At 58.8% G+C, this 20,317-nt stretch carries 11 protein-coding genes; 2 read left to right on the top strand and 9 right to left on the bottom strand.

Annotated features, from left to right (window positions below; translation table 11 throughout):
• Positions 1-211: 211 nt before the first annotated feature.
• The 5 genes from dnaA to H6B30_RS06915 form a co-directional block, all read right to left on the bottom strand.
• Positions 212-1,618 (bottom strand): chromosomal replication initiator protein DnaA, encoded by a 1,407-nt coding sequence (gene dnaA, locus H6B30_RS06935; RefSeq protein ID WP_205109044.1) that lies wholly within the window; start codon positions 1,616-1,618, stop codon positions 212-214.
• Positions 1,619-2,423: 805 nt separating this feature from the next.
• Entirely contained in the window at positions 2,424-3,326 is a 903-nt protein-coding gene (locus H6B30_RS06930; RefSeq protein WP_205109043.1) for an MlaD family protein, read from the bottom strand.
• A 12-nt stretch (positions 3,327-3,338) separates the two neighbouring features.
• Positions 3,339-4,748, bottom strand: coding sequence for an N-acetylmuramoyl-L-alanine amidase family protein (locus H6B30_RS06925; RefSeq protein WP_205109041.1), 1,410 nt, complete (start codon positions 4,746-4,748; stop codon positions 3,339-3,341).
• Positions 4,749-4,801: 53 nt separating this feature from the next.
• Positions 4,802-5,182: a dihydroneopterin aldolase gene (folB, locus tag H6B30_RS06920; protein ID WP_205109040.1), complete on the bottom strand. Its 381-nt coding sequence runs from the start codon at positions 5,180-5,182 to the stop codon at positions 4,802-4,804.
• Between the two features lie 105 nt (positions 5,183-5,287).
• Entirely contained in the window at positions 5,288-7,852 is a 2,565-nt protein-coding gene (locus tag H6B30_RS06915) for an adenosylcobalamin-dependent ribonucleoside-diphosphate reductase (protein WP_205109038.1), read from the bottom strand.
• A gap of 931 nt (positions 7,853-8,783) precedes the next feature.
• Here H6B30_RS06915 and tnaA point away from each other — a divergent pair.
• Both tnaA and H6B30_RS06905 read left to right on the top strand, forming a co-directional pair.
• Positions 8,784-10,157, top strand: a complete 1,374-nt coding sequence (gene tnaA, locus H6B30_RS06910; RefSeq protein ID WP_205109037.1) for a tryptophanase TnaA — start codon at positions 8,784-8,786, stop codon at positions 10,155-10,157.
• Between the two features lie 603 nt (positions 10,158-10,760).
• Entirely contained in the window at positions 10,761-11,498 is a 738-nt protein-coding gene (locus H6B30_RS06905) for a nitroreductase family protein (protein ID WP_205109035.1), read from the top strand.
• Between the two features lie 434 nt (positions 11,499-11,932).
• Here the strand turns inward: H6B30_RS06905 and H6B30_RS06900 are convergent, their stop codons facing one another.
• The 4 genes from H6B30_RS06900 to H6B30_RS06885 form a co-directional block, all read right to left on the bottom strand.
• Positions 11,933-13,384 (bottom strand): MFS transporter, encoded by a 1,452-nt coding sequence (locus H6B30_RS06900; protein WP_205109034.1) that lies wholly within the window; start codon positions 13,382-13,384, stop codon positions 11,933-11,935.
• Between the two features lie 152 nt (positions 13,385-13,536).
• Positions 13,537-16,008: a bifunctional UDP-N-acetylmuramoyl-tripeptide:D-alanyl-D-alanine ligase/alanine racemase gene (locus tag H6B30_RS06895; RefSeq protein WP_205109032.1), complete on the bottom strand. Its 2,472-nt coding sequence runs from the start codon at positions 16,006-16,008 to the stop codon at positions 13,537-13,539.
• 206 nt (positions 16,009-16,214) lie between these two features.
• The gene (locus H6B30_RS06890) at positions 16,215-17,015 is read right to left on the bottom strand and encodes a GSCFA domain-containing protein (protein WP_205109031.1); all 801 of its coding nucleotides are present in this window, start codon (positions 17,013-17,015) and stop codon (positions 16,215-16,217) included.
• A gap of 248 nt (positions 17,016-17,263) precedes the next feature.
• Complete coding sequence (locus H6B30_RS06885; RefSeq protein WP_205109029.1) at positions 17,264-19,990, bottom strand: bifunctional fucokinase/fucose-1-phosphate guanylyltransferase; 2,727 nt, start codon at positions 19,988-19,990, stop codon at positions 17,264-17,266.
• Positions 19,991-20,317 lie beyond the last annotated feature (327 nt).

The raw sequence follows: 20,317 nt of genomic DNA, 5'->3' as shown, positions 1-20,317 counted from the left end.
AACACTATGGGCGATAAAGCGAACACCATCGTTTCGCAATTGGCAATCGACGCATGGCAACGGCATACGGCCGTAACCGCTCCCGCAGCCCAGGCCAATGCGACATGGGCGCCAGCCGCACCCGAGCGCCACGCCAGGGCCATAGAAACGACGAAAGGCTGCCTTGTGCGGGGCAGCCCTATTCGGAGAGAGGAACGCTGTGGCTCACCGCCTATTTCTTCAGGCGGAAAGCGTTCTCTATGCTGTTCATTTCTTCCACGAAAGCCTTGTCCACCTTGAGCCGCTTCTCTATCGTAGAGCAGCTGTGGATGACGGTCGAGTGGTCGCGGTTGCCTATCAGCTGGCCAATGCGCGAGGCCGGCATCTTGGTGTACTTCTGCGCGAAGTACATGGATATCTGCCTCGTCAGCACATAGTCGCGCTTGCGGCTGCGGCTGAAAACGTTCTGTGTGGTCACGTTGAAGTGGGCGCACACCTTCTCGAGAATGTCGTCGACGGTGAGCGGCCGGTTGTCTATCTTCACCGCGCGCTTTATCACCCGCTCGGCCAGACGCATGTCGATGTTGCAGTTATACACCACCGAGTAGGCCAGGAGCGAGTTGATCACGCCCTCAAGGTCGCGCACGCTGCCGTTGGCCGTAGAGGCAATGAAGGTGATTACGTCGGTCGGTATCTTCAATCCGTCGCGCCGGCACTTTGAGTTAAGTATGTCGACACACAGCTGCACGTTGGGTTTCTCGAGTTCGGCGATAAGCCCGCAGCTGAAGCGGGTGAGCAACCTGTCTTTCATTCCCTGCAGGTCTACGGGCGGCCGGTCGCTGGCCAGTATTATCTGCTTGCCGTTGCGGAACAGGTGGTTGAATATGTGGAAGAACGTGTCGAGCGTCTTGACGGCCGTGGCCCACTCCTGAATGTCGTCGACAATGAGCATGTCGATGGTCTGGTAGAAGTTGATGAAATCGTTGACGCGGTTCTGCCTCACAGCATCGGTGAACTGCACCTGAAACAGGCGGGCGCTTACGTAGAGCACCCTCTTCTGCGGATAGAGCTCCTTGCAGCGCACTCCGATGGCGTTGACAAGGTGGGTCTTGCCGCATCCCGACGGCCCGTAGATGAAGAAGGGGTTGAAAGTAGACTTCCCCGGGTGCTCGGCAATAGATATGCCGACGGTACGCGGCAGCTTGTTGCTGTCGCCCTCGATGAAATTAGAGAACGTGTGGCGGGGGTTGAGCTGGGGGTTCAGCCCTTGCGGCACGGCGGCGTCGAGCGTGGTGGGCGCCTGGTTGGCCCTTGCGGCGCGCGGCGGCTCAATGTCGGCAGGCTGCTCAGCATCGACTTCCTGGGTGAGATGGTGCTCCTGGTCGGTCACTATGCGGTATCGCAACACCACGTTCGCCCCGAAACAACGGGCCAACACCTTGTTGAGTAACCCAACGTAATACTGCTCCAGGTACTCATAGGCATAATGGCTTGGCACCTGCAACAACAAGGTATTGGTCGAGGCCGAAAAAGACTCGAACACTATTGGCGCGAACCACGTTTTGAATTGCTGCTCCGTGACGTTCTCCCTGATCAAATCAAGGCACTTGCCCCAAAGCGCCTTATGACTGTTTACCATTTGGCGTTGCTCATTACTTAATTAAAGCCGATGCTGATTTCGGTGTGCAAATATCGCAATTTTTTCTGAAACAAGCAAATCCGCGGGTTTTGGCCTTCATGCCTCTACTGTATGTAACGTGCTTATTTACGGGCAGTTAAACGCAAAGTGGCGCCATGCCACGGGTTTGCGCTGTTGCAAGATTGTAACATCTTGGAATACAACGGATTGTTACCGGGATGCCGCAGGCCGGACGCGCATGCCGACTATGGGCCGCAATGAGGCCGAAACGGGCTTGTATCAAGCGTTTGCGACTCAGCGAAGGCAACACTCCGAAAGCGGTTTCTTATTTAGACAAAATAAAAATTAGGTACTGCAAAGCCGACATTGCAATTGCAGGCGGCCCGCGCGGCGACGTCACGTTGGCATGCTAACCATTGGCGGCCATGGCCATGGCCGCCAAGCCCCATCAGGCCTTTCCCCCGCCGTATGGCTGTGGCTCCAACACAGCCACGCGCCATAAGCGCGAATGGCCGCCCGCAGGCATATTGGCCCGCCACGGGGGCAGCCTCGCAGATGCCCGGATGCCAAAGACTGTGGCCTGCCTGCAAATCAACCGCATCGACACCGTTTGGACACCTGCGGCATGCAGAGTTTCAGAACGGGCCGTTCGGCATTGCGATATGGGCCGTTTGACGCTGCAAAACGGGCCGTTTTACAACACCAAAAGCCCTTCGGTGCAACACGCTGGCAGGCAGCGACTTGCACCGAAGGGCCCCGGTCGTTGCAAAAGTCCGCGCCAACCTTTGCCACAGATGGCAACAGGTCATTTGTCTTTCCGCCCAAACACCGAGAAGTGTACGTAGCGCTTCGGGTGCTGCCTCAGGTCGATCATGAGCGAGTCGGCGCTCTTGACAGTGGAGTTTAGGTTGTTGTAGAGCGACGGGTCGCGCATGAGCAGCCCCAGGGTGCCCTCGTTGCTATTCAGCTTGTCGGTCATCTGGCGCACATTCTCGAGCGTTGCGTCCACGCGGGCCATGGTGGCTGCCACGTCGAGTTCGCTCAGGTTCTTTGTCAGCTTGCCCGTGTTGTCGAGTATTCCGTCGGCCTTGGCCATCATGCCCGGCACTCTCTTGTTGAGCCCGGCCACGAGAGTGTTTAGCTGGGCAGTGGTGGTGGTGAGGTTCGACGTTATCTCGTCGACGTTGTGCAGAGAGTTCTCCACTGCCGGGTCGGCCAGCAGAACGTTCAGGCGCGCCATTATCGAGTCGAGCTTGGGCAGCATGCGCTCTATCGCCGGTATCATGTCGGCGGCCTTGCCGAGCATGCCCGAGGCCTTGCCGCCGCGTATGGTGTCGCCCACGGCCACACGCTCCACGGGGTTGTTGGCCAGCATCAGGTTTATCTTTACGTTGCCGAGCATGTCGCTCTCTATCTCTGCCGTCGAGCCTTTTGGCAGCCTCAGGTTCTTGTCGAGGCCTATCTCGGCCACTATGTTGCCGCGCCTACCGTAGTCGTAGACAATGTCCTTGACCACCCCGACCTTGTAACCGTCGGCATAGACGGCGCTTGAGGCTGAAAGCCCGCTTATGTCGTCGAACGACACATAATAGACATCCTCATCTGAAAACAAGCTCAAGCCTTTCAGAAACTGCAGTCCGAAGAACAGCACTACCACCCCGACGATGGCCACGAGGGCTATCTGCACCTCTCGATTGAAGAATTTCATAAGCTTTATGTCTTATTTCTTGTTATTTCGGTTTTGCTTAAACTCACGTATGGCTGCCGCCACGTCGGTGCGCAAACCGCCCTTGAAGGCCACGATAAAGGCCTCGGGAAACTTGTCGAGCACGCTCTTGCGCAACCGGTATATCTCGTTGTAGTCGGCAGAAGAGCCGTAGGTGTATTTATACAGGCCTCCGTCTTCATAGCATTCCACGCCGTCGAGGCCCTTAAACTGCTTGCTTCCTGCCGGCAGGCTGTTACCGCTGGCCATTATCTGCACCTTGAACACCGGCACGTCGGGCTGCTGTGCATCCGGTTGGCGGGCCGGGGCCGGCTGTGCCTCGGCGGCTTCGGCCACCTTGGCTGCGCCATTGCCGTAGGCTGCCATGGCGCGGCTGCCGTCGGCACCGGGCCTGGCAACCTCATCTCCGGCCTTGGCTGCCGCCTCGGCAGGCGCCTGCTGCTCGCCGCCACGGGCCTTGGCAAGCTCGGCGGCTATGCTCGCGGCGTCGTCGCGCACGGCCTTTGCCTCCTCGGCCTCTTCTTTCTCGCGCTTACGCCTCTGGCGTCGCGTCTGCCTGGCTGGCTTGTCCTCGTCGGGCACAACGCTGGGTATGCGTATCTCGTCGTCGGAGTCAGGCTGGAAGGGCACGGTGACCGAACGGTCGTACTTGCGCTTGTAATCCACGAAAGCCTTGTATATGCCACGCCCCAGGGCGTCGACGCCGTCGGAAGAGTTGAGGTAGTTCTCCTCGTCGGGCGTGGTTATGAAGCCGAGCTCTACGAGGCAGCTGGGCATCGACGTCTCGCGCAGCACCAGGAACCCGGCCTGCTTGACGCCCTTGTTGGGCCTGCCGGCCTCGGCGCAGGCGCGTTTCTGCACATATTTGGCCAGCTCTACGCTCTTGGCCATGTTGCGGTCTTGCAGAAACTCGAACATGATGTAGCTCTCAGACGAACGTGGGTCGAACCCCTCGTAATGCTGCTTGTAGTTGTCTTCGTACAATATCACCGAGTTCTCGCGCTTTGCCACGTCGAGGTTGTCGGCCACTCGGTGCATTCCCAGGGTGTATGTCTCCATACCCCGGGCAATCTTTCCCTTGGGCAGGGCGTTGGTATGAATCGACACAAACAGGTCGGCCTTGTTGCGGTTGGCAATGTTGGCCCGTTCGTGCAGGGTCACGAAGACGTCTGTCTTGCGTGTGTATATCACCCTGACGTCGGGGCAGTTGCGCTCCACATAGCGCCCGAAGGCCAGCGCCACGTTAAGGTTGATGTTCTTTTCTTTCGAGAACTTGCCCCGCGCCCCGGCGTCGTTGCCTCCATGGCCGGCATCAATGACCAGCGTGAAACGCTTGTTTGCCGCTACAACCACTGTGGCAAACAACACTAACAGACCCAATAACGCAACGTACCTTTTGCCCATATCGCATTTAAATTATGCAAAAGTAGCTATTAATCCACAAAAACCCGAACAATTCAACGAGTTTTATTATTTATTAAGTGTATCTCGACACCGGCCCCGAGGCAATGCGCCCCCATGGGCGGATTGACCTTGGTGACGCTCAGGTCGACGGAGGTGATGGCGGGAAACGCCAGCAACAAGGCGTCGGCAATGCGCCCGGCAACATGCTCGAGCAGCTTTGAGGGCACTGCCATCTCGCGTTTCACCACTTCATATACATCGGCATAGCTCAACGTGTCGCGCACATCGTCGGTTATCATTGCCCGCTCGATGTTGTAGCCCAGCCGCAGGCTCACGATGAAGTCGGCCCCCACTACTGTCTCCTGCGGCGAGACGCCATGACGGGCGTGGAAGCGCAATTCGCGCAAAGATACATAACTTGACTCAATGACCATAGTTGCTGATTGACATGATTGTTTGGATTGACACACAGGGCCAACGCGCCACTGAAGGCGGTGCGGCCGCCCCGGCCCCTGTGGGCGAGGCGGCCGCCATGCCTGCTATCCGCAACGGCTGGCTCCGCAGTTCTTGCATATCAGGCAACCTTCCTGATATACGAGCGACTCGTGGCCGCATACGGGACACTTCTGGCCCTTGGCCTCGGTGCCGTCGACCACATATTTCTTCAATGCGCGCTCAACGCCGTTCTTCCAAGTGTTGATGCTCTCATTCTTGAGTTGCAGAGATCCCACCAGCTTGATGACGTGGGCGATGGGCATGCGGTAGCGAAGCACGCCGCTGATGAGCTTCGCATAGTTCCAATACTCGGGGTTGAACTTCTCGCTCAAGCCCTCGACGGTTGTCTTATACCCGCGCTTGTTCTCAAACTGGAAGTCGTAACGGTGCTTCCCGTTCTCATCGGTCTGCTTGATAATCTTGCCCTTTGTCACAGTCTTGGGCAGCACAATGCCCTCCTCGTCGTCCTGAAGGCCGGTGAAAATCTCGTAAGGATATCCATTGAGCAGGCCCACGAAAGCCACCCATTTCTCCTTGTTGTTCTGGAAACGCACCACGTCGCACTCCAGCTCCTTGGGCCTAACCTCTGTCACTTCGGGCTGCTTGCAGGGCGCGGGGGCTTGCGACAGCGACGCCCCGTCGGCCTTTTTGTCTTTTTTCGACACGGATATCATCACGCCCGAGCGGCTTCCGTCGCGGTAGATGGTGCAACCCTTGCACCCCGACCGCCATGCTTCCACATACAGGCGGTTGACGAGCGCCTCGTCGACATCGGCCGGAAGGTTGACCGTGACGCTTATCGAGTGGTCCACCCACTTCTGTATCGCGCCCTGCATACGCACCTTCATGAGCCAGTCTACGTCGTTGGCCGTAGCCTTGTAGTAAGGCGACTTGGCCACGAGGTCGTCTATTTCCTCCTGCGTATATTTCTTCTTGGTGTCGTAGCCGTTGACGTCCATCCATGTGAGGAACTTGTGATGGTACACTATGTACTCCTCGAACGAGTCGCCAACCTCGTCGACAAAGTCGACATGAACGTCGGGATCGCCGGGGTTCACCTTGCGGCGGCGCTTGTATACGGGCATGAACACCGGTTCGATGCCGCTCGTTGTCTGCGTCATGAGGCTCGTAGTGCCGGTGGGGGCGATGGTCAGGCAGGCTATGTTGCGGCGCCCGTACTTGGCCATGTCCTCATACAGCTGCGGGTCGGCCTCGCGCATCCGCGCAACAAAGGGGTTGTTCTTTTCGCGCTCGGCGCTGTATATCTCGAACGCGCCGCGCTCGCGGGCCATGTCGACAGACGAGCGGTAGGCGGTCAGGGCCAGCGTCTTGTGAACCTCGACCGAGAAATCCGTTGCCTCTTCCGTGCCGTAGCGAAGGCCCATGGCGGCCAGCATGTCGCCCTCGGCCGTGATGCCCACGCCCGTGCGGCGGCCCATGCCGCTCTTGCGCATTATCTTTTCCCACAAGTGGCGCTCGGCTCCTTTCACCTCGGCGCTTTGCGGGTCGCTGTCTATCTTGGCCATTATCATGTCAATCTTCTCAAGCTCCAGGTCGACGATGTCGTCCATTATGCGCTGTGCAGCGCGCACGTGGGCCCTGAACAGGTCGTAGTCGAAACGCGCGTGGGGCGTGAACGGGTCGATGACATAAGAGTAAAGGTTGATGGACAAGAGCCGGCACGAGTCGTAAGGGCACAGCGGTATCTCGCCGCAGGGGTTGGTCGAGACGGTGCGGAAGCCCAAGTCGGCATAGCAGTCGGGCAGGCTCTCGCGGATGATAGTGTCCCAGAAGAGCACTCCCGGCTCAGCGCTCTTCCAGGCGTTGTGCACAATCTTGCCCCAAAGGTCCTTGGCGCTGATTTCCTTTCTGTACTCGGGCGTGTCGCTGTCGATGGGGAACTGCTGCACGTAAGGGCGGTCGTCGATGGCGGCCTGCATGAAGTCGTCGTCTATCTTCACTGATACATTGGCCCCGGTCACCTTGCCTTCGGTCATCTTGGCGTCTATGAACGCCTCGCTGTCAGGATGCTTTATGCTCACCGAAAGCATGAGCGCACCGCGCCTGCCGTCCTGCGCCACCTCACGGGTAGAGTTGCTGTAGCGCTCCATGAACGGCACGAGGCCTGTCGAGGTGAGCGCAGAGTTGTTGACGGGCGAGCCCTTCGGGCGTATGTGCGACATGTCGTGCCCCACTCCGCCGCGCCTCTTCATCAGCTGCACCTGCTCCTCGTCGATGCGCATGATGGCTCCGTAAGAGTCGGCATCGCCGTCGATGCCTATCACGAAGCAGTTGCTGAGCGAGGCAATCTGGTGATTGTTGCCTATGCCGGTCATGGGGCTGCCGGCAGGTATGATGTAGCGGAAGTGGTCGAGCAGGTCGAACACCTCGCGGGCTGTCATCGGGTTGGCATACTTCTTCTCTATCCGGGCAATCTCATTGGCTATGCGCCAGTGCATGTCTTCGGGCGATTTCTCGTAGATATTGCCGAAGCTATCCTTCATGGCATACTTGTTCACCCACACGCGGGCTGCCAACTCGTCGCCACCGAAATATTCCAAGGAAGCGGCAAACGCCTCCTCATAAGTGAATGTCTTTCCTGAATCCATTGTGATGTTTATGTTAGCTGGGGCAAAGTTAGGCACTTTTTATGATATAAAAGAATATTTTCGGGGAAAACTTTTTTGGCTCACGCAGCCCGCAAGTTGTCCGAAACAGATAACATTTTAGCCCTCACCAAGATACGGGTGAAACATAAAGATAAACGTCATTCGGCGCCGCCGTCGGGGGCTCGCGCATGTGCCGCGAGCTTGCTTCGGCAGCACGGTTGCGGCAGGTGCCAACCGGCGGGAAACGGCACGGCCACAGTGGCTGTAAACTTTTTTGTGCTTAGCGCCACGGCGGGGCACCGTTTCGTAAACACCTGGCGCACAGCAAGTTGGAAACACGGCTCGTATGACCGTGCGAAACGGCCCGTATCACTGGCCCGAACGGCCCATATTGCAAGGCCAAACGACCACGGCGGCAAGGCCAAACGACCCGTGCGACCAACATGCACGACAAATGTAACAAAAGAATACCTGCCGGAGCACGCCAACGAACAGGCCTGGCACTGTAGCGGAATGTGGCACAAAAGCATCCGCCACAATGGCGGCGTTGTCTTTTTCTGACCACATCGGATGCCTGCATGGCCACCGGGCGGACGCCACGAGGCAGCGTTAAGCTACCGCTGCCGGGCCGGCGGCAAAGTGGCATCCACATGCCTGCAAGGCGGGGCGGCGCACACGGAAGCTGCCATCGGCCGGAGTGACAACTCTGCCAGCCCGCCACCATGCCATGGCGGCAATGGGGGCAGCGTGAAAAAACTGAATGACGGGGATGCTATTTTTTTGCCCCGCACCGACTGCATTTCACTTATATTTTGTATATTTGCAGCATTAAAAGCCACAAAAGCCCCGCAGCGGGCCACCGAGCACCGCAAAGCGGCCATGCCAAGGGGCCGGGCCAGACTAACCGTAAAACAAAACCAAAAACAAACCTATGGAACTACCCTTTGCTGAATCTTGGAAAATCAAGATGGTGGAGCCTATCCGCAAGAGCACGCGAGAAGAGCGCGAGCAATGGATTAAGGAGGCTCATTACAATGTGTTTCAACTGAAAGCCAACCAGGTGTACATCGACTTGCTCACCGACTCGGGCACCGGGGCCATGAGCGACCGCCAATGGGCGGGCATAATGACCGGCGACGAGAGCTACGCGGGGGCCGACTCGTTCTTCAGGCTGAAGGAAACCATCGAGAGGCTGACCGGTTTCAAGTACGTGATTCCCACCCACCAGGGCCGGGCGGCCGAGAATGTGCTCTTCTCTTACCTCGTACACGAGGGCGACATCGTGCCCGGCAACTCGCACTTCGACACCACCAAGGGCCACATCGAGGGCCGAAAGGCCATCGCCCTGGACTGTACCATCGACGAGGCCAAGCAAACCCAGCTCGAAGTGCCGTTCAAGGGCAATGTAGACCCGGCCAAGCTGGAGCGCGCCCTTGAGGAGCATGCCGACCGGATACCGTTCATCATAGTGACCATAACCAACAACACGGCAGGCGGCCAGCCCGTTTCCATGGAGAACCTGAGGCAGGTTAGGGCCGTGGCCGACAAGTTCCACAAGCCTGTGCTCTTCGATTCGGCACGCTTTGCCGAAAACGCCTATTTCATCAAAACGCGCGAAGAGGGCTATGCCAACAAGACCATCAAGGAAATAACACGCGAGATGTTCGCCATGGCCGACGGCATGACGATGAGCGCCAAGAAGGACGGCATAGTGAACATGGGCGGATTCATTGCCACCAACAGGCAAGACTGGTATGAGGGGGCCAAGGGCTTCTGCGTGCAGTTTGAGGGATACCTGACTTACGGAGGCATGAACGGGCGCGACATGAACGCCCTGGCCATAGGACTCGACGAGAACACTGAGTTTGACAACCTGGAGACACGAATACACCAAGTGCACCACCTTGCCGAGAAACTCGACGAATACGGCATACCCTACCAGCGCCCGGCCGGTGGCCACGCCATCTTCGTCGACGCTCCGAAGGTGCTCACCCATGTGCCCAAAGAGGAGTTCCCGGCACAGACACTGACCATCGAGCTGTACCTCGAGGCCGGCATACGCGGCTGCGAGATTGGCTACCTGCTGGCCGACCGCGACCCCGTGACCCGCGAGAACCGCTTCGACGGGCTCGATCTGTTGCGCCTTGCAATACCACGCCGTGTATACACCGACAACCACATGGACGTGATTGCCGCCGCCCTTAAGAACGTTTACGACCGCCGCGAGCAGGTGACAAGGGGCGTGCGCATTGCATGGGAAGCCCCAATAATGCGCCACTTCACCGTGCAACTGGAAAGGTTATGATTGCCACCGGGCAACGATGTAAAACAGCCGCCGCAACGGGATGCCCGCCGCGGCGGCTGTCTCTTTTTACCGTTAACGCACATTGCAGGGCTCAACGGTCGAAACTGTTGCTGTGAATATGGCCGGCCTGCTCCGTGAATGGCTTACACGGGTGCGACGTGGCAAGGCGGCAGGCCGGATGCCGGCGCCAGCTGCCACCGACGGGGCCTATACGGCAAGCTGCTTTTTCTGTAAAGACATTTCGCAGGCCGGGGCATCCGGCGCAACCCGCTGGCCGGCAGCACGTTGCAAAAACACTTGTTTTGCCTTGCAATACAGCCCGTTTCACCGTCCGGAACGGTGCATTCCGAACGACAATACAGGCCGTTCGGCCGGCGGCCAAGGCAAGCGTAGCTTGGCTGTCGGCCAAGTGTAAGTTTCTTTTCCCAACAAGCCAACGCATCGCCATGGCCACGGCCACATGCCAACAAACGCTCAGCTACCGGCGGAGGCATGCCTCTGACGTGAAAACAAAGCCTTGAAAAAATGCGAAAAACACATGGCCGGAAGCATAACAAAGGAAAAATATGCGTAAATTTGCATCATGAATCAATGCTAAGAGACATGGAAACAATAAACACACGGCGGACTATCCGCAAGTATTCTGACAAGGACGTGAGTGAAGAATTGCTCGGGCAGCTGCTAAGCCAGGCCGCCCGCACGCAGACTATGGGCAACCTGCAGCTGTACAGCGTGGTGGTGACGCGCTCCAAGGAAGGCAAGGAGAAGCTGGCGCCGGCCCACTTCAACCAGCCAATGGTGACTGAAGCACCGGTGGTGCTGACCATCTGCGCCGACTATAACCGTACGTCGGTATGGTGCCGCAACAGGAATGCCGTGCCGGGATACGACAACTTCCTGTCGTTTATCAATGCGGCCACCGACGCGCTGCTCTATACGCAGACGTTCTGCAACCTTGCCGAGGAAGCCGGACTGGGCCTGTGCTACCTCGGAACGACTGTCTACATGCCGCAAATGATCATCGACGCCCTGAAGCTGCCGGAACTGGTGATGCCCGTTGCCACGCTAACAGTGGGCTGGCCGGCGGAAAACCCGCCGCTCACCGACAGGCTCCCGGCCGAGGCTTTCGTACACAGCGAGACCTACCTCGACTACACCAAGGCCGACATCGACCGCCTGTATGCCTACAAAGAGGGGCTGGAGGAGAACAAACACTTCTGCGAGATTAACCACAAAGAGACTCTCGCGCAAATCTTCACCGACATTCGCTACACCAAGAAAGACAACGAGGCCATGTCTGAAGGCATGATGGAGGCACTGAAAAAGCAGAAGTTCATCTGACCGTACCCATCGCCAGAGCCCACGGCCCGACGCCCACACGCCCTTAAACGGCAACAGGCAGGCAGAACCTACAGGCTTGGCGCAAGGCAGCAAACACCATAGCCGGAAACGCTACAGGCGGAATGGTATCGTTGTTGATACCATTCCGCCTGCCGTTTTACCCCGCACAGCATGGCAACACACCATGGCACGACGCCCCATCGACGTGACTTAGGGCGACAAAAGCCATTGAGGCAGCAACCAGACGCGCCATAGGCATACGGCCTGTGGCATGGCGCCGAAACGGGCAACGCAGCGGACAAGCTTCCCGCAGCAACCCAACCCCAACATGCGTCGGGCCAGTCGCCGGCTCTGGAAAAAAAATTTGGGCCGCCAGCTTGTCGCAGGCGGCCCAACCAATAAGCTATAGTCAAATTGAAATTGTGTCTATGTCATCAATCAACAATGATTGGCTTGTACTTCGGCACGAGGGTCTTCATGATGACCCAAGCCAGCAGGTAAGCCACGGCACAGATGCAGAAGATAATCATGTAGCCACCTTCCTTGCCCTCAAAGCCCATGAACGAGAAGGCCGAACCCATGTCGCCGGAATACTTGAACAGCTCTCCGGCACCCAGGTTGATAAGCAACGAGCCTATGCCTCCGGCCATGGCGCCAATGCCGGTGATGGTTGCAATGGTCGACTTCGGGAACATGTCGCCGATTGTCGAGAACAAGTTGGCCGACCAAGCCTGGTGGCCTGCTCCTGCAAGACCGATGATAATGGCCGGGAACCACGCCGAGTTGGCACCCAACGGCTGGGCAAACAGCGCGAAGAGGGGGAAGAAAGCGAATATCAGCATGGCACGCATGCGGCCGGCATACGGGCCCATACCCTTCTTCTCGACAAAGAGCTTGGGCAGGTAACCGCCGTATATCGAAAGCACGGTAACGATGAGATAGAGCACGAAAATGAGCGCCATGCCCATCGTCGACGACGATTCGTAGCCGAACTGGTCAGAGAAATAGGCCGGTGCCCAGAACAGATAGAACCACCATACACCGTCGGTGAAGAACTTACCCACAACAAACGACCATGTCTGCTTGTACTTGAAGCACTGCATGAAAGGTATGGTCTTCTCGGGCTTTGCCTCTTCGGCAGGCTTTGTCTCTTCTTCCTCGTCCTGGTTGACGTATATAAGCTCGGCCTTGTTCACATGCTTTGAGTTCTCAGGCTTTTCATAGAGGTGGGCCCAGAAGAACATCCAGATAAAGCCGATGGCACCGATTATGATGAAAGCCATCTCCCATCCGAAGTGCTTGGCGAGTATTGGTATGGTAAGAGGAGCTGCCAATGCACCCACCGATGCGCCTGAATTGAATATTGAAGTGGCAAAAGCACGGTCTTTCTTCGGGAAATACTCGGCTGTCACCTTGATGGCGGCAGGGAAGTTTCCGGCCTCGCCGAGAGCCAGGATAGCGCGGCACACGAGGAACAGCCATACGCTGAGCGTGGCTATTGCAACAGCAACGGCACTGCCGGCCTCGACAGCCCGCAAGGCCTCAACAGAGTCGAGACCCTCGACTTCCATCGTAACCCAACCGCAACCGGCATGCAAGCATGCACCCAGCGACCAGATAAAGATAGCCCAAAGATAACCTTTCTTTATACCCATCCAGTCGACAAACTTGCCAGCAAACAAGCAAGCGACAGCATAAAACACAGAGAAGAAACCGGTAATCATGCCATAGTGTGCATCATTCCAGTGGAACTCAGGTGCTATGAAGTCTTTCCACGTAAGCGAAAGAACCTGCCTGTCGAGGTAGTTTACCGTCGTTGCGCAGAAAAGCAAAGCACAAATGACCCAACGGAAGTTGGTCATCTTCGTTGTTTGAATAGGATTCATTAGTTATTAATTAGTTTTTAATTATTTCCAATAGGTATTGTCAAGTAAGTTTTCGGCAAAGATACTGATTTTTAATCAAAAAGGAAATGCAGTCTCGTTAAATTAGTTTAACGAGACTGCATATAGGTGTTTTTACGAGCAATTGACTAATGTCAATCTTGGAAATACACTTTCTTGACCCGGCTGCTGACGCTTGTGAGCACTTCGTATGGTATTGTCTGCAGCGCATCCGACAGCACAGTGACCGGCAGATGGTCGCCGAATATCTCTACGGAGTCGCCTTCGTGGCAGTCGATGCCCGTCACGTCAATCATCGCAACGTCCATGCATATGTTCCCGACATACGGTGCTTTCTGTCCGTTTACGAGGCAATGGCAGTGCCCGCAGCCCAAGTGTCGGTTCAGTCCGTCGGCATATCCTATGGGGATGGCGGCAATCACGCTGTCGCGCGTTAGCCTTCCCTTTCGGCTGTAGCCCACGGTTTCCTCTTTCGGAACGTTGCGCAGCTGCAGTATTGTGGTCTTCAGCGTGCTCACGTTGCTCAGGATTCTGTTGTCGCGGCTGTCTATCCCGTAGAGCCCCAGGCCCAGCCTGCACATGTCGAGCTGGCGCTCCGGGAAGTGCTCAATGCCCGCCGAGTTGTCCATGTGGCGCAGTATCTTGTGGTCGAACGCCGCCTGTAGCTTGCGGCTTCCCTCGTCGAAGAGTGCAAACTGCTGTGCCGAGAAGCTGTCGAACTCGTCGCTGTCGGAGCCAACGAAGTGGGAAAAGACCGACCGCGGGATGATTGCGTTCTGATGCTTCAGACGGTTTATCACCTCGTCTATGTCTTTCCTTGGGTCGAATCCCAGTCTGTGCATGCCTGTGTCGAGCTTGATGTGAACCGGGTAGTTGGTTATTCCCTCCTTCTCGGCGGCCCTGATGAGCGCGTCCATCAGCCGGAAGCTGTACACCTCGGGCTCCAGGTCATAGTCAAACATGGTCTTGAACGCCGTCATCTCGGGGTTCATTATCATGATGCTCGTGGTTATTCCGTTCTTGCGGAGCGTCACCCCCTCGTCTGCCACGGCCACCGCCAGGTAGTCGGCGCGATGGTCTTGCAGCGTCTTGGCCACCTCGACAGCCCCTGCCCCGTAGGCGTCGGCCTTCACCATGCACACAATCTTCGTCTCCGGACGCATGAAAGATCGGTAGAAGTTGAGGTTTGCCACCAGGGCGTTAAGGTTGACCTCGAGTATGGTCTCGTGCACCTTCTGCTCCAACAGCTCCGTTATGCGGTCGAAGCCGAATGCCCTCGACCCCTTAATCAGTATCACCTCGTCGCGCAGCGAGCGGAATACCGGGCTGCCCACAAAGCCGTCGACGTCGGCAAAGAAATGCTTGTCGGCCACTGTTATGGCCCCGGCCTGCGCCGAGATGTCGGCCCCTATGCCGATGAAACGCTCCACGCCACGCTTTGCCGCCAGCTCGCCCACCTTGGCATACAGCTCTTCAGGCCGCTCGCCGCTTTGGTAGATGTCGCTCAGTATGAGCGTGCGCTTGCGCCCGTTGTGGTCGGGCCGTCGGTTCATGAAGTCGAGCGCGATGTCGAGCGAGTTGAAGTCAGAATTGTAAGAGTCGTTGATAAGCGTGCAGCCGTGCCTTCCCTCCTTCACCTCGAGGCGCATGGCCACAGGCTCAAGGGCCGCCATTCGCTGCCCGAGCTCGTCGGCCGTCAGCCCGAGATGCAGCGCCACGCATGCACATGCAAACGAACAGCCGAGCGAAGCGTCGTCGATGAACGGCAGCCGGTAGCAGCCTTCTGCCCCTTTATACATATAATGTATGGTCGAAGTGGTGCCTTCGGTGTCGACACGGCTCACATAGAAGGCCGCGTTGGGGCTCTGGCGGCTCCACCCAATCTTCTCGCCGGCATAGCCCGACTTGCGCAGGCAGCGGCTCACGGTCTCGTCGTCAGAGTCGTACACCACCACGCGGGCGTCGTGAAACAGTGCAATCTTCTCTTCACACTTCTCCTCCATAGACCGGAAGTTCTCCTGGTGTGCGGCTCCGAGCGACGTCAGCACGCCTATCGTGGGCTGTATTATGTCGCGCAGTGCCTGCATCTCGCCGGGCCGGCTTATGCCCGCCTCAAACAGTGCCACCTGCGTCTGCTCGTTCAACAGCCACACCGACAGCGGCACGCCTATCTGAGAATTGTAGCTCTTGGGCGACCGCGTGACCACCATCGAGGGCGACAGCAGCTGATAAAGCCACTCTTTCACCATCGTCTTGCCGTTCGACCCGGTTATCCCAACCACCGGTATGCCGAACTCATCGCGGTGGCGTTCGGCCAGGCGCTGCAGCGCCTCGAGCGTGTCGACCACCTTGAGGAAGTTTGCACCGGGATAGTTTTCCAATCCGTCGGGCACCCGGCTCACCACAAAGTTGCGCACCCCGCGGCGGTAAAGTTCGCAGATGTACTTATGACCGTCGTTGCGTTCGGAGCGCAGGGCGAAGAAAAGCGTCTCCTCGGGGAAACAGAGAGAGCGGCTGTCTGTGAGCAGCCACCCAATGTTGGCATCGGCCTCACCGATGCGCCGCGCTCCTATGAGCGTGGTGACTTTTTCGATTGAATATCTCATCGTTATATCGTTTGTGCGCCGTGGCGCATCATTCACAATGCAAAATTAGTGCAATTCGGCCGAAAGACAAAAGAATGTACTTGTTTTTTTCGTGCCCGGAGCATCTCGGCCAACCGATGCCGGCGCCCCCGGCAGGGCTTTCGGCCGCTCACCACGCAGGCCCGCCACCACCGCCGGCCCCGAGGCAGGCGACGGCCATGGCGCCATCATACCTCCAGACAGGGGTAGCGCTCCTTCAGCGCCGCCATCCTCTCGTGCGTTTTCTGCAAGAACGCCTTGTACTCATCGCTGTCTGGATTGAACGGACGGTGGCCCAAGGCCTCCTTTATTGGCCGCCACTCTTCGAGGAAACGCTTGGCCTCCTCGCTGAAATATGCCTCAGATAGGCGTTCCCAGATATAGTCGACGGCCTGCTGCGATGGGTGCAGCATGTCGGGCGCATAGAAACGGTAGTCGCGCAGCTCGTCGAGCACAATCTCGTAGGCAGGGAAATAAGTGCAGCGCTGGTACATCCGCGCCATCCAATCGGCCGCCATGAGCAGCACGGCCTTTGACAGCTGGCTGCCGTGGTAGCCGTATTTTGCGTAGCGTATGGGGCTGACGGTAATCACCACCTGCACCTCAGGGTCTCTCTTGGCAAGCGTATCGACGGCCTGCCGCAGGTATCCAATGCACTCATCCACCGTGAGCTCGCGCTCGGTGAAGAGCCTTTGGGGGCGCTTGCGGCAGTTGTCCACAATCTCGCCCGTCTCGTTGAGTATGTACACGTGGTTTGTTCCGAGCGTGAAGAAAGCCACGCGCGGGGCGCAGTCGGTGCGCTCCACGGTGTGGAGTATGCTCGCCGGGTTGTACATCACGCCGAAGGGATTTACCGTTGCGCGGAACTTCTCCTCGGCAAAGCGCCGCCCTATGCTGTCGGCGAAGCACGAGCCCACGCACAGTATCTTCTCCTGCGGCCCGATGGCAAAGTCGGGCCGGGGCACATCCACTATTGTCCTGAAATCCATATCTTGCTATTTTCTTATGCGTGTCTGTTGGCGGCAAGTCCCGGCACAGGCCCTGCAGGGGCGGAACCGGGACTGCCGCAGTAAACATTTCTTACCATTGTGCATGCCGACGCTGCCCATTCCGCAAGCAGCTGTGGCACAGGGCGTTGGCAAACAGGCCGCCGTTGCGCTGCCAAACGGCCCGTTTCAGGCCGTCGAACGGCTGCGGCGGCCTCACGGCACAGGCTTTGTAAACATATCCTACCGCCTCAGCTGCGGCTCACCTGCAGCCCTGCCTTGCTCAGCGTCATGTCTACGAAGCGGGCGTTGGCGTTCATGCGGTTGGCGTTTATCACCTGCTTCACGCGGGCGGCAGCCTCGGGGTCTTTGGCCATCATGTACAGATAGCCCCCTCCGCCGGCACCGGGCAGTTTGTAGCCCAGGCACAGGTCGTCGACAAGGCCGGTAAGCCGGGCCACCTCCGGCGGGTTGGTGCCGCTGTCGAGGGCCTGGTTCTGCCGCCACGTCTCGCGCATGAGCAGGCCCACCTGCCTGTAGTCGCGGCGCTGCAGGGCCTCGTACATGTCGATGGTGTGGGCCTTCATCTCGCGCAACAGCGCCAGTTGCCGGTTGTTGTTGAGGAACATTCGGCGCACAATCTCCGACAGGATGCTCTTTGCCGTGCGCGTGATGCCCGTATAGTAAAGCAGGTGGCAGCCGGCACAGTCGGGCTGGGTGTACACGTCGTCGGGCAACCAACGCACCAGCGGGCTCTGGTCGAAGCCGCGGCCCGTCTGCAACAGCTTCACCCCTCCGTGCACCCCGCCATACTGGTCTTGCCATCCGCCGCCCGTGGTGAGCAGTTGCTCGAGCACGAGCGTGCGCCGGCCAATCTCGTTTTTGTCCCATGCCAGCGAGCAGAAGTCGCTCACCGCCCCGAGCACCGTGGCCGCGAGGATGCTGCTCGTGCCCAGTCCGCTGCCGGCGGGAATGGCCGACAGCAGTGTCAGCTCCATGCCGCAGCCGAACGCCTCGAGCTGGTCGCGCAGCGAGGCGTGGCGCTCAAGGCTGAAGCCGGGCTGGAAGCCGGCCAGCACCAGCGCCGCCTTTGGTATGGAGAACGGGCTGCCCACGTGGATGAAGTCGGCCAGCTGTTCGTATGTCTCCACCACCTCGACAGCCCCGAGGTCTATGCTCCGCAGCACTATGTGCGGCTCGCGGCACGGGCGTATGTATGCCTGCAGCGGCGGCTGGCCGTTGAGTTCGATTGCCAGGTTGATGACGTTGCCCCCCTCCATGAGGCAGAATGGCGGCGTGTCTGTCCATCCTCCGGCGATGTCGATGCGCACGGGGCTGCGCGCCCACACTATCTGGTCGGCGTAGACCGACAGCCGCGGCTCCTGCCTGTCGGCCAGCACGGTCTCCGTGAGCCCCTCGCGCAGCAGGCCGAAGGCGCGCCGACAGTCAGCAGAACCGTCGCGGCCGGTGAGCCTAAGCACCTCCGAGCGGAACATGGCGTCGTGAATCCGCGTCATGAGCGGTGCCTCAACGGGCAGCGGCGCCGGCAGTTCCATGCCGCAACGGGCAAACTCGCGCGCCGCGTCGTCGAGGTCGGTCTGGTAGAAAACGCTGTGTTCGTAGTTACGGGCCAGTGCCGCCCAGTTGTCCCTGCGGTAGCGGCGGCGCTGCTCTACGAGCCTGGGCAGGTTGGCCTCGTTGGATATTTCCTCGGCACTCATGAGCCTGCAGCCCTCTGGGGCGGGCCCTCCGGCGAGCATGGATGCCAGCACGCGGCCCATCTCGGCCACGTCGGCAACCACCGGGAACTGCCTTCGCTGCTGCTCCTCGCCCGCAAACTTGTCGCCGATGCGGTAGGGGCGCACGGCAAACGAGCCCTCGCCCACAGGCACAACGTCGATGCACTGGCCCGCGCCGAGGGCTATGTGCCAGTCGTTGCGGGGCACCCCGGTGATGATGTTGTCGTGGCTTATCGTCCAGCCGGGGCCCACATGGCTGTTCTCTATCCACAGGTTGGTGTTCTCGGCCGTGATGGTTATCTCGGTGATGGCGTTCTGTACGAATATCGACGGGTGCGGCTTGCGCCCGTGGTGCATTATCTCCCGCTGGTCGTTGACAATGTTCTGTATGGCCTGCATCGACGAAATCATCTCGCCGCTCGTGCCGAAGTGGTAGAACTCACCGCCGGGCAGCGGCACCACGGCCACGCTTAGCGAGCGCAGCTCGGGGTCGTCGATCACGGGGTCGGTGCCGAGCGAGCACCCGAACTCGCCGTAGAGGTCATATTCCACGGTGTCGGCTCCGCGCTTCGACCTGCTCCGCAACAGTCGCACAGCCCTGTCGCTGAGCATCCACACGCCTATGTCGGTGAGGTAGAAGCCCGTCTGCAACAGTTCGTTGAGCGTGGCCACCGATGGCTTCTGGAGCATCCGGCGGAGCACCGACGGCGTGCGCCTGTCGCTTACGAACACTCCGTGGTCTTTGGCTATCGACGCGTCGAGCCACAACCCGTAGCAAACCACGTCGGCATCGGGCACCGGCGGCAACTGTGCGGCGGCGCGTATGTAGACGTCGCCGCTCACCACCATGGTGTGTATGTTGCCCGGCGCCATCCGCATGAGCCGCTCGTAAAGCGGCAGCTGCAGGTCGAGCAGCGTCTGCGACAGGCGTTGCCCGCGCTCCCAACGGAACACGGGGATGGGCGTGAGTATCTTGCCCGACGGGGCGTATGACGGCAGGCGGCGGCTCTGCCCGCCGGCGTGCAGCAGTATGCGGCGGTCGGAGGCAAGCCATTCGTCGAATCCCCGGCCCGCCCCCCAGGCCTCATGGCAACGCTCCAGCAGCCATGTGGTGCCGCCGCCGCTGCCCAGCTTGCGGCCCACGGGGTCGCTGGTACAGAAATACTCCTGCGGGTCTGCGCCCGTTATCTCATGGAAACAGCCCACCAGGTTGGGGGGCAATGAAAGCAGTTTTTTCATAATTGCATATCATGTTTTAGCAGTCGGCAACATGCATGCCGCCCCGCCGTGACTCTGCGCGCCCTTCGCCCCGCCAACGGTGGCGCCCGGCGGAGGCCCGGCAACGACGGCTGTGGCAGCCCGCCAGGCGGTGGCCGTGGGCCCGCAAGCACACCGACATGAGGCGGCCATGGTATGCCGCGGTCAGTAACTTGCTTGCAAACTTACACAAAAATCACGAGACTACGGACCTGCAGGCCCATGTTTTTTCTGCCATGCACGTATGCCGGGCAAGCGCCGGGGCTTGAAAGGACATGGCGGCGGGCAGAAGGGGCTACTGTGTTTTGT

It is taken from the genome of Marseilla massiliensis (assembly GCF_016899955.1).
GTDB classification, from domain to species: Bacteria; Bacteroidota; Bacteroidia; order Bacteroidales; family Bacteroidaceae; genus Prevotella; species Prevotella intestinigallinarum.
The sequence above is the reverse complement of the archived record's forward strand: the minus strand, read 5'-3'. Positions and strand labels throughout refer to the sequence as shown.

Bases quoted from the DNA above. Each gene is read 5' to 3' on its own strand.
- H6B30_RS06905 (WP_205109035.1), top strand. From the start codon at position 10,761: ATGGAAACAATAAACACACGGCGGACTATCCGCAAGTATTCTGACAAG.
- dnaA (WP_205109044.1), bottom strand. From the start codon at position 1,618: ATGGTAAACAGTCATAAGGCGCTTTGGGGCAAGTGCCTTGATTTGATC.
- H6B30_RS06890 (WP_205109031.1), bottom strand. From the start codon at position 17,015: ATGGATTTCAGGACAATAGTGGATGTGCCCCGGCCCGACTTTGCCATC.
- H6B30_RS06900 (WP_205109034.1), bottom strand. From the start codon at position 13,384: ATGAATCCTATTCAAACAACGAAGATGACCAACTTCCGTTGGGTCATT.
- H6B30_RS06930 (WP_205109043.1), bottom strand. From the start codon at position 3,326: ATGAAATTCTTCAATCGAGAGGTGCAGATAGCCCTCGTGGCCATCGTC.
- H6B30_RS06925 (WP_205109041.1), bottom strand. From the start codon at position 4,748: ATGGGCAAAAGGTACGTTGCGTTATTGGGTCTGTTAGTGTTGTTTGCC.
- tnaA (WP_205109037.1), top strand. From the start codon at position 8,784: ATGGAACTACCCTTTGCTGAATCTTGGAAAATCAAGATGGTGGAGCCT.
- H6B30_RS06915 (WP_205109038.1), bottom strand. From the start codon at position 7,852: ATGGATTCAGGAAAGACATTCACTTATGAGGAGGCGTTTGCCGCTTCC.
- H6B30_RS06885 (WP_205109029.1), bottom strand. From the start codon at position 19,990: ATGAAAAAACTGCTTTCATTGCCCCCCAACCTGGTGGGCTGTTTCCAT.
- H6B30_RS06895 (WP_205109032.1), bottom strand. From the start codon at position 16,008: ATGAGATATTCAATCGAAAAAGTCACCACGCTCATAGGAGCGCGGCGC.
- folB (WP_205109040.1), bottom strand. From the start codon at position 5,182: ATGGTCATTGAGTCAAGTTATGTATCTTTGCGCGAATTGCGCTTCCAC.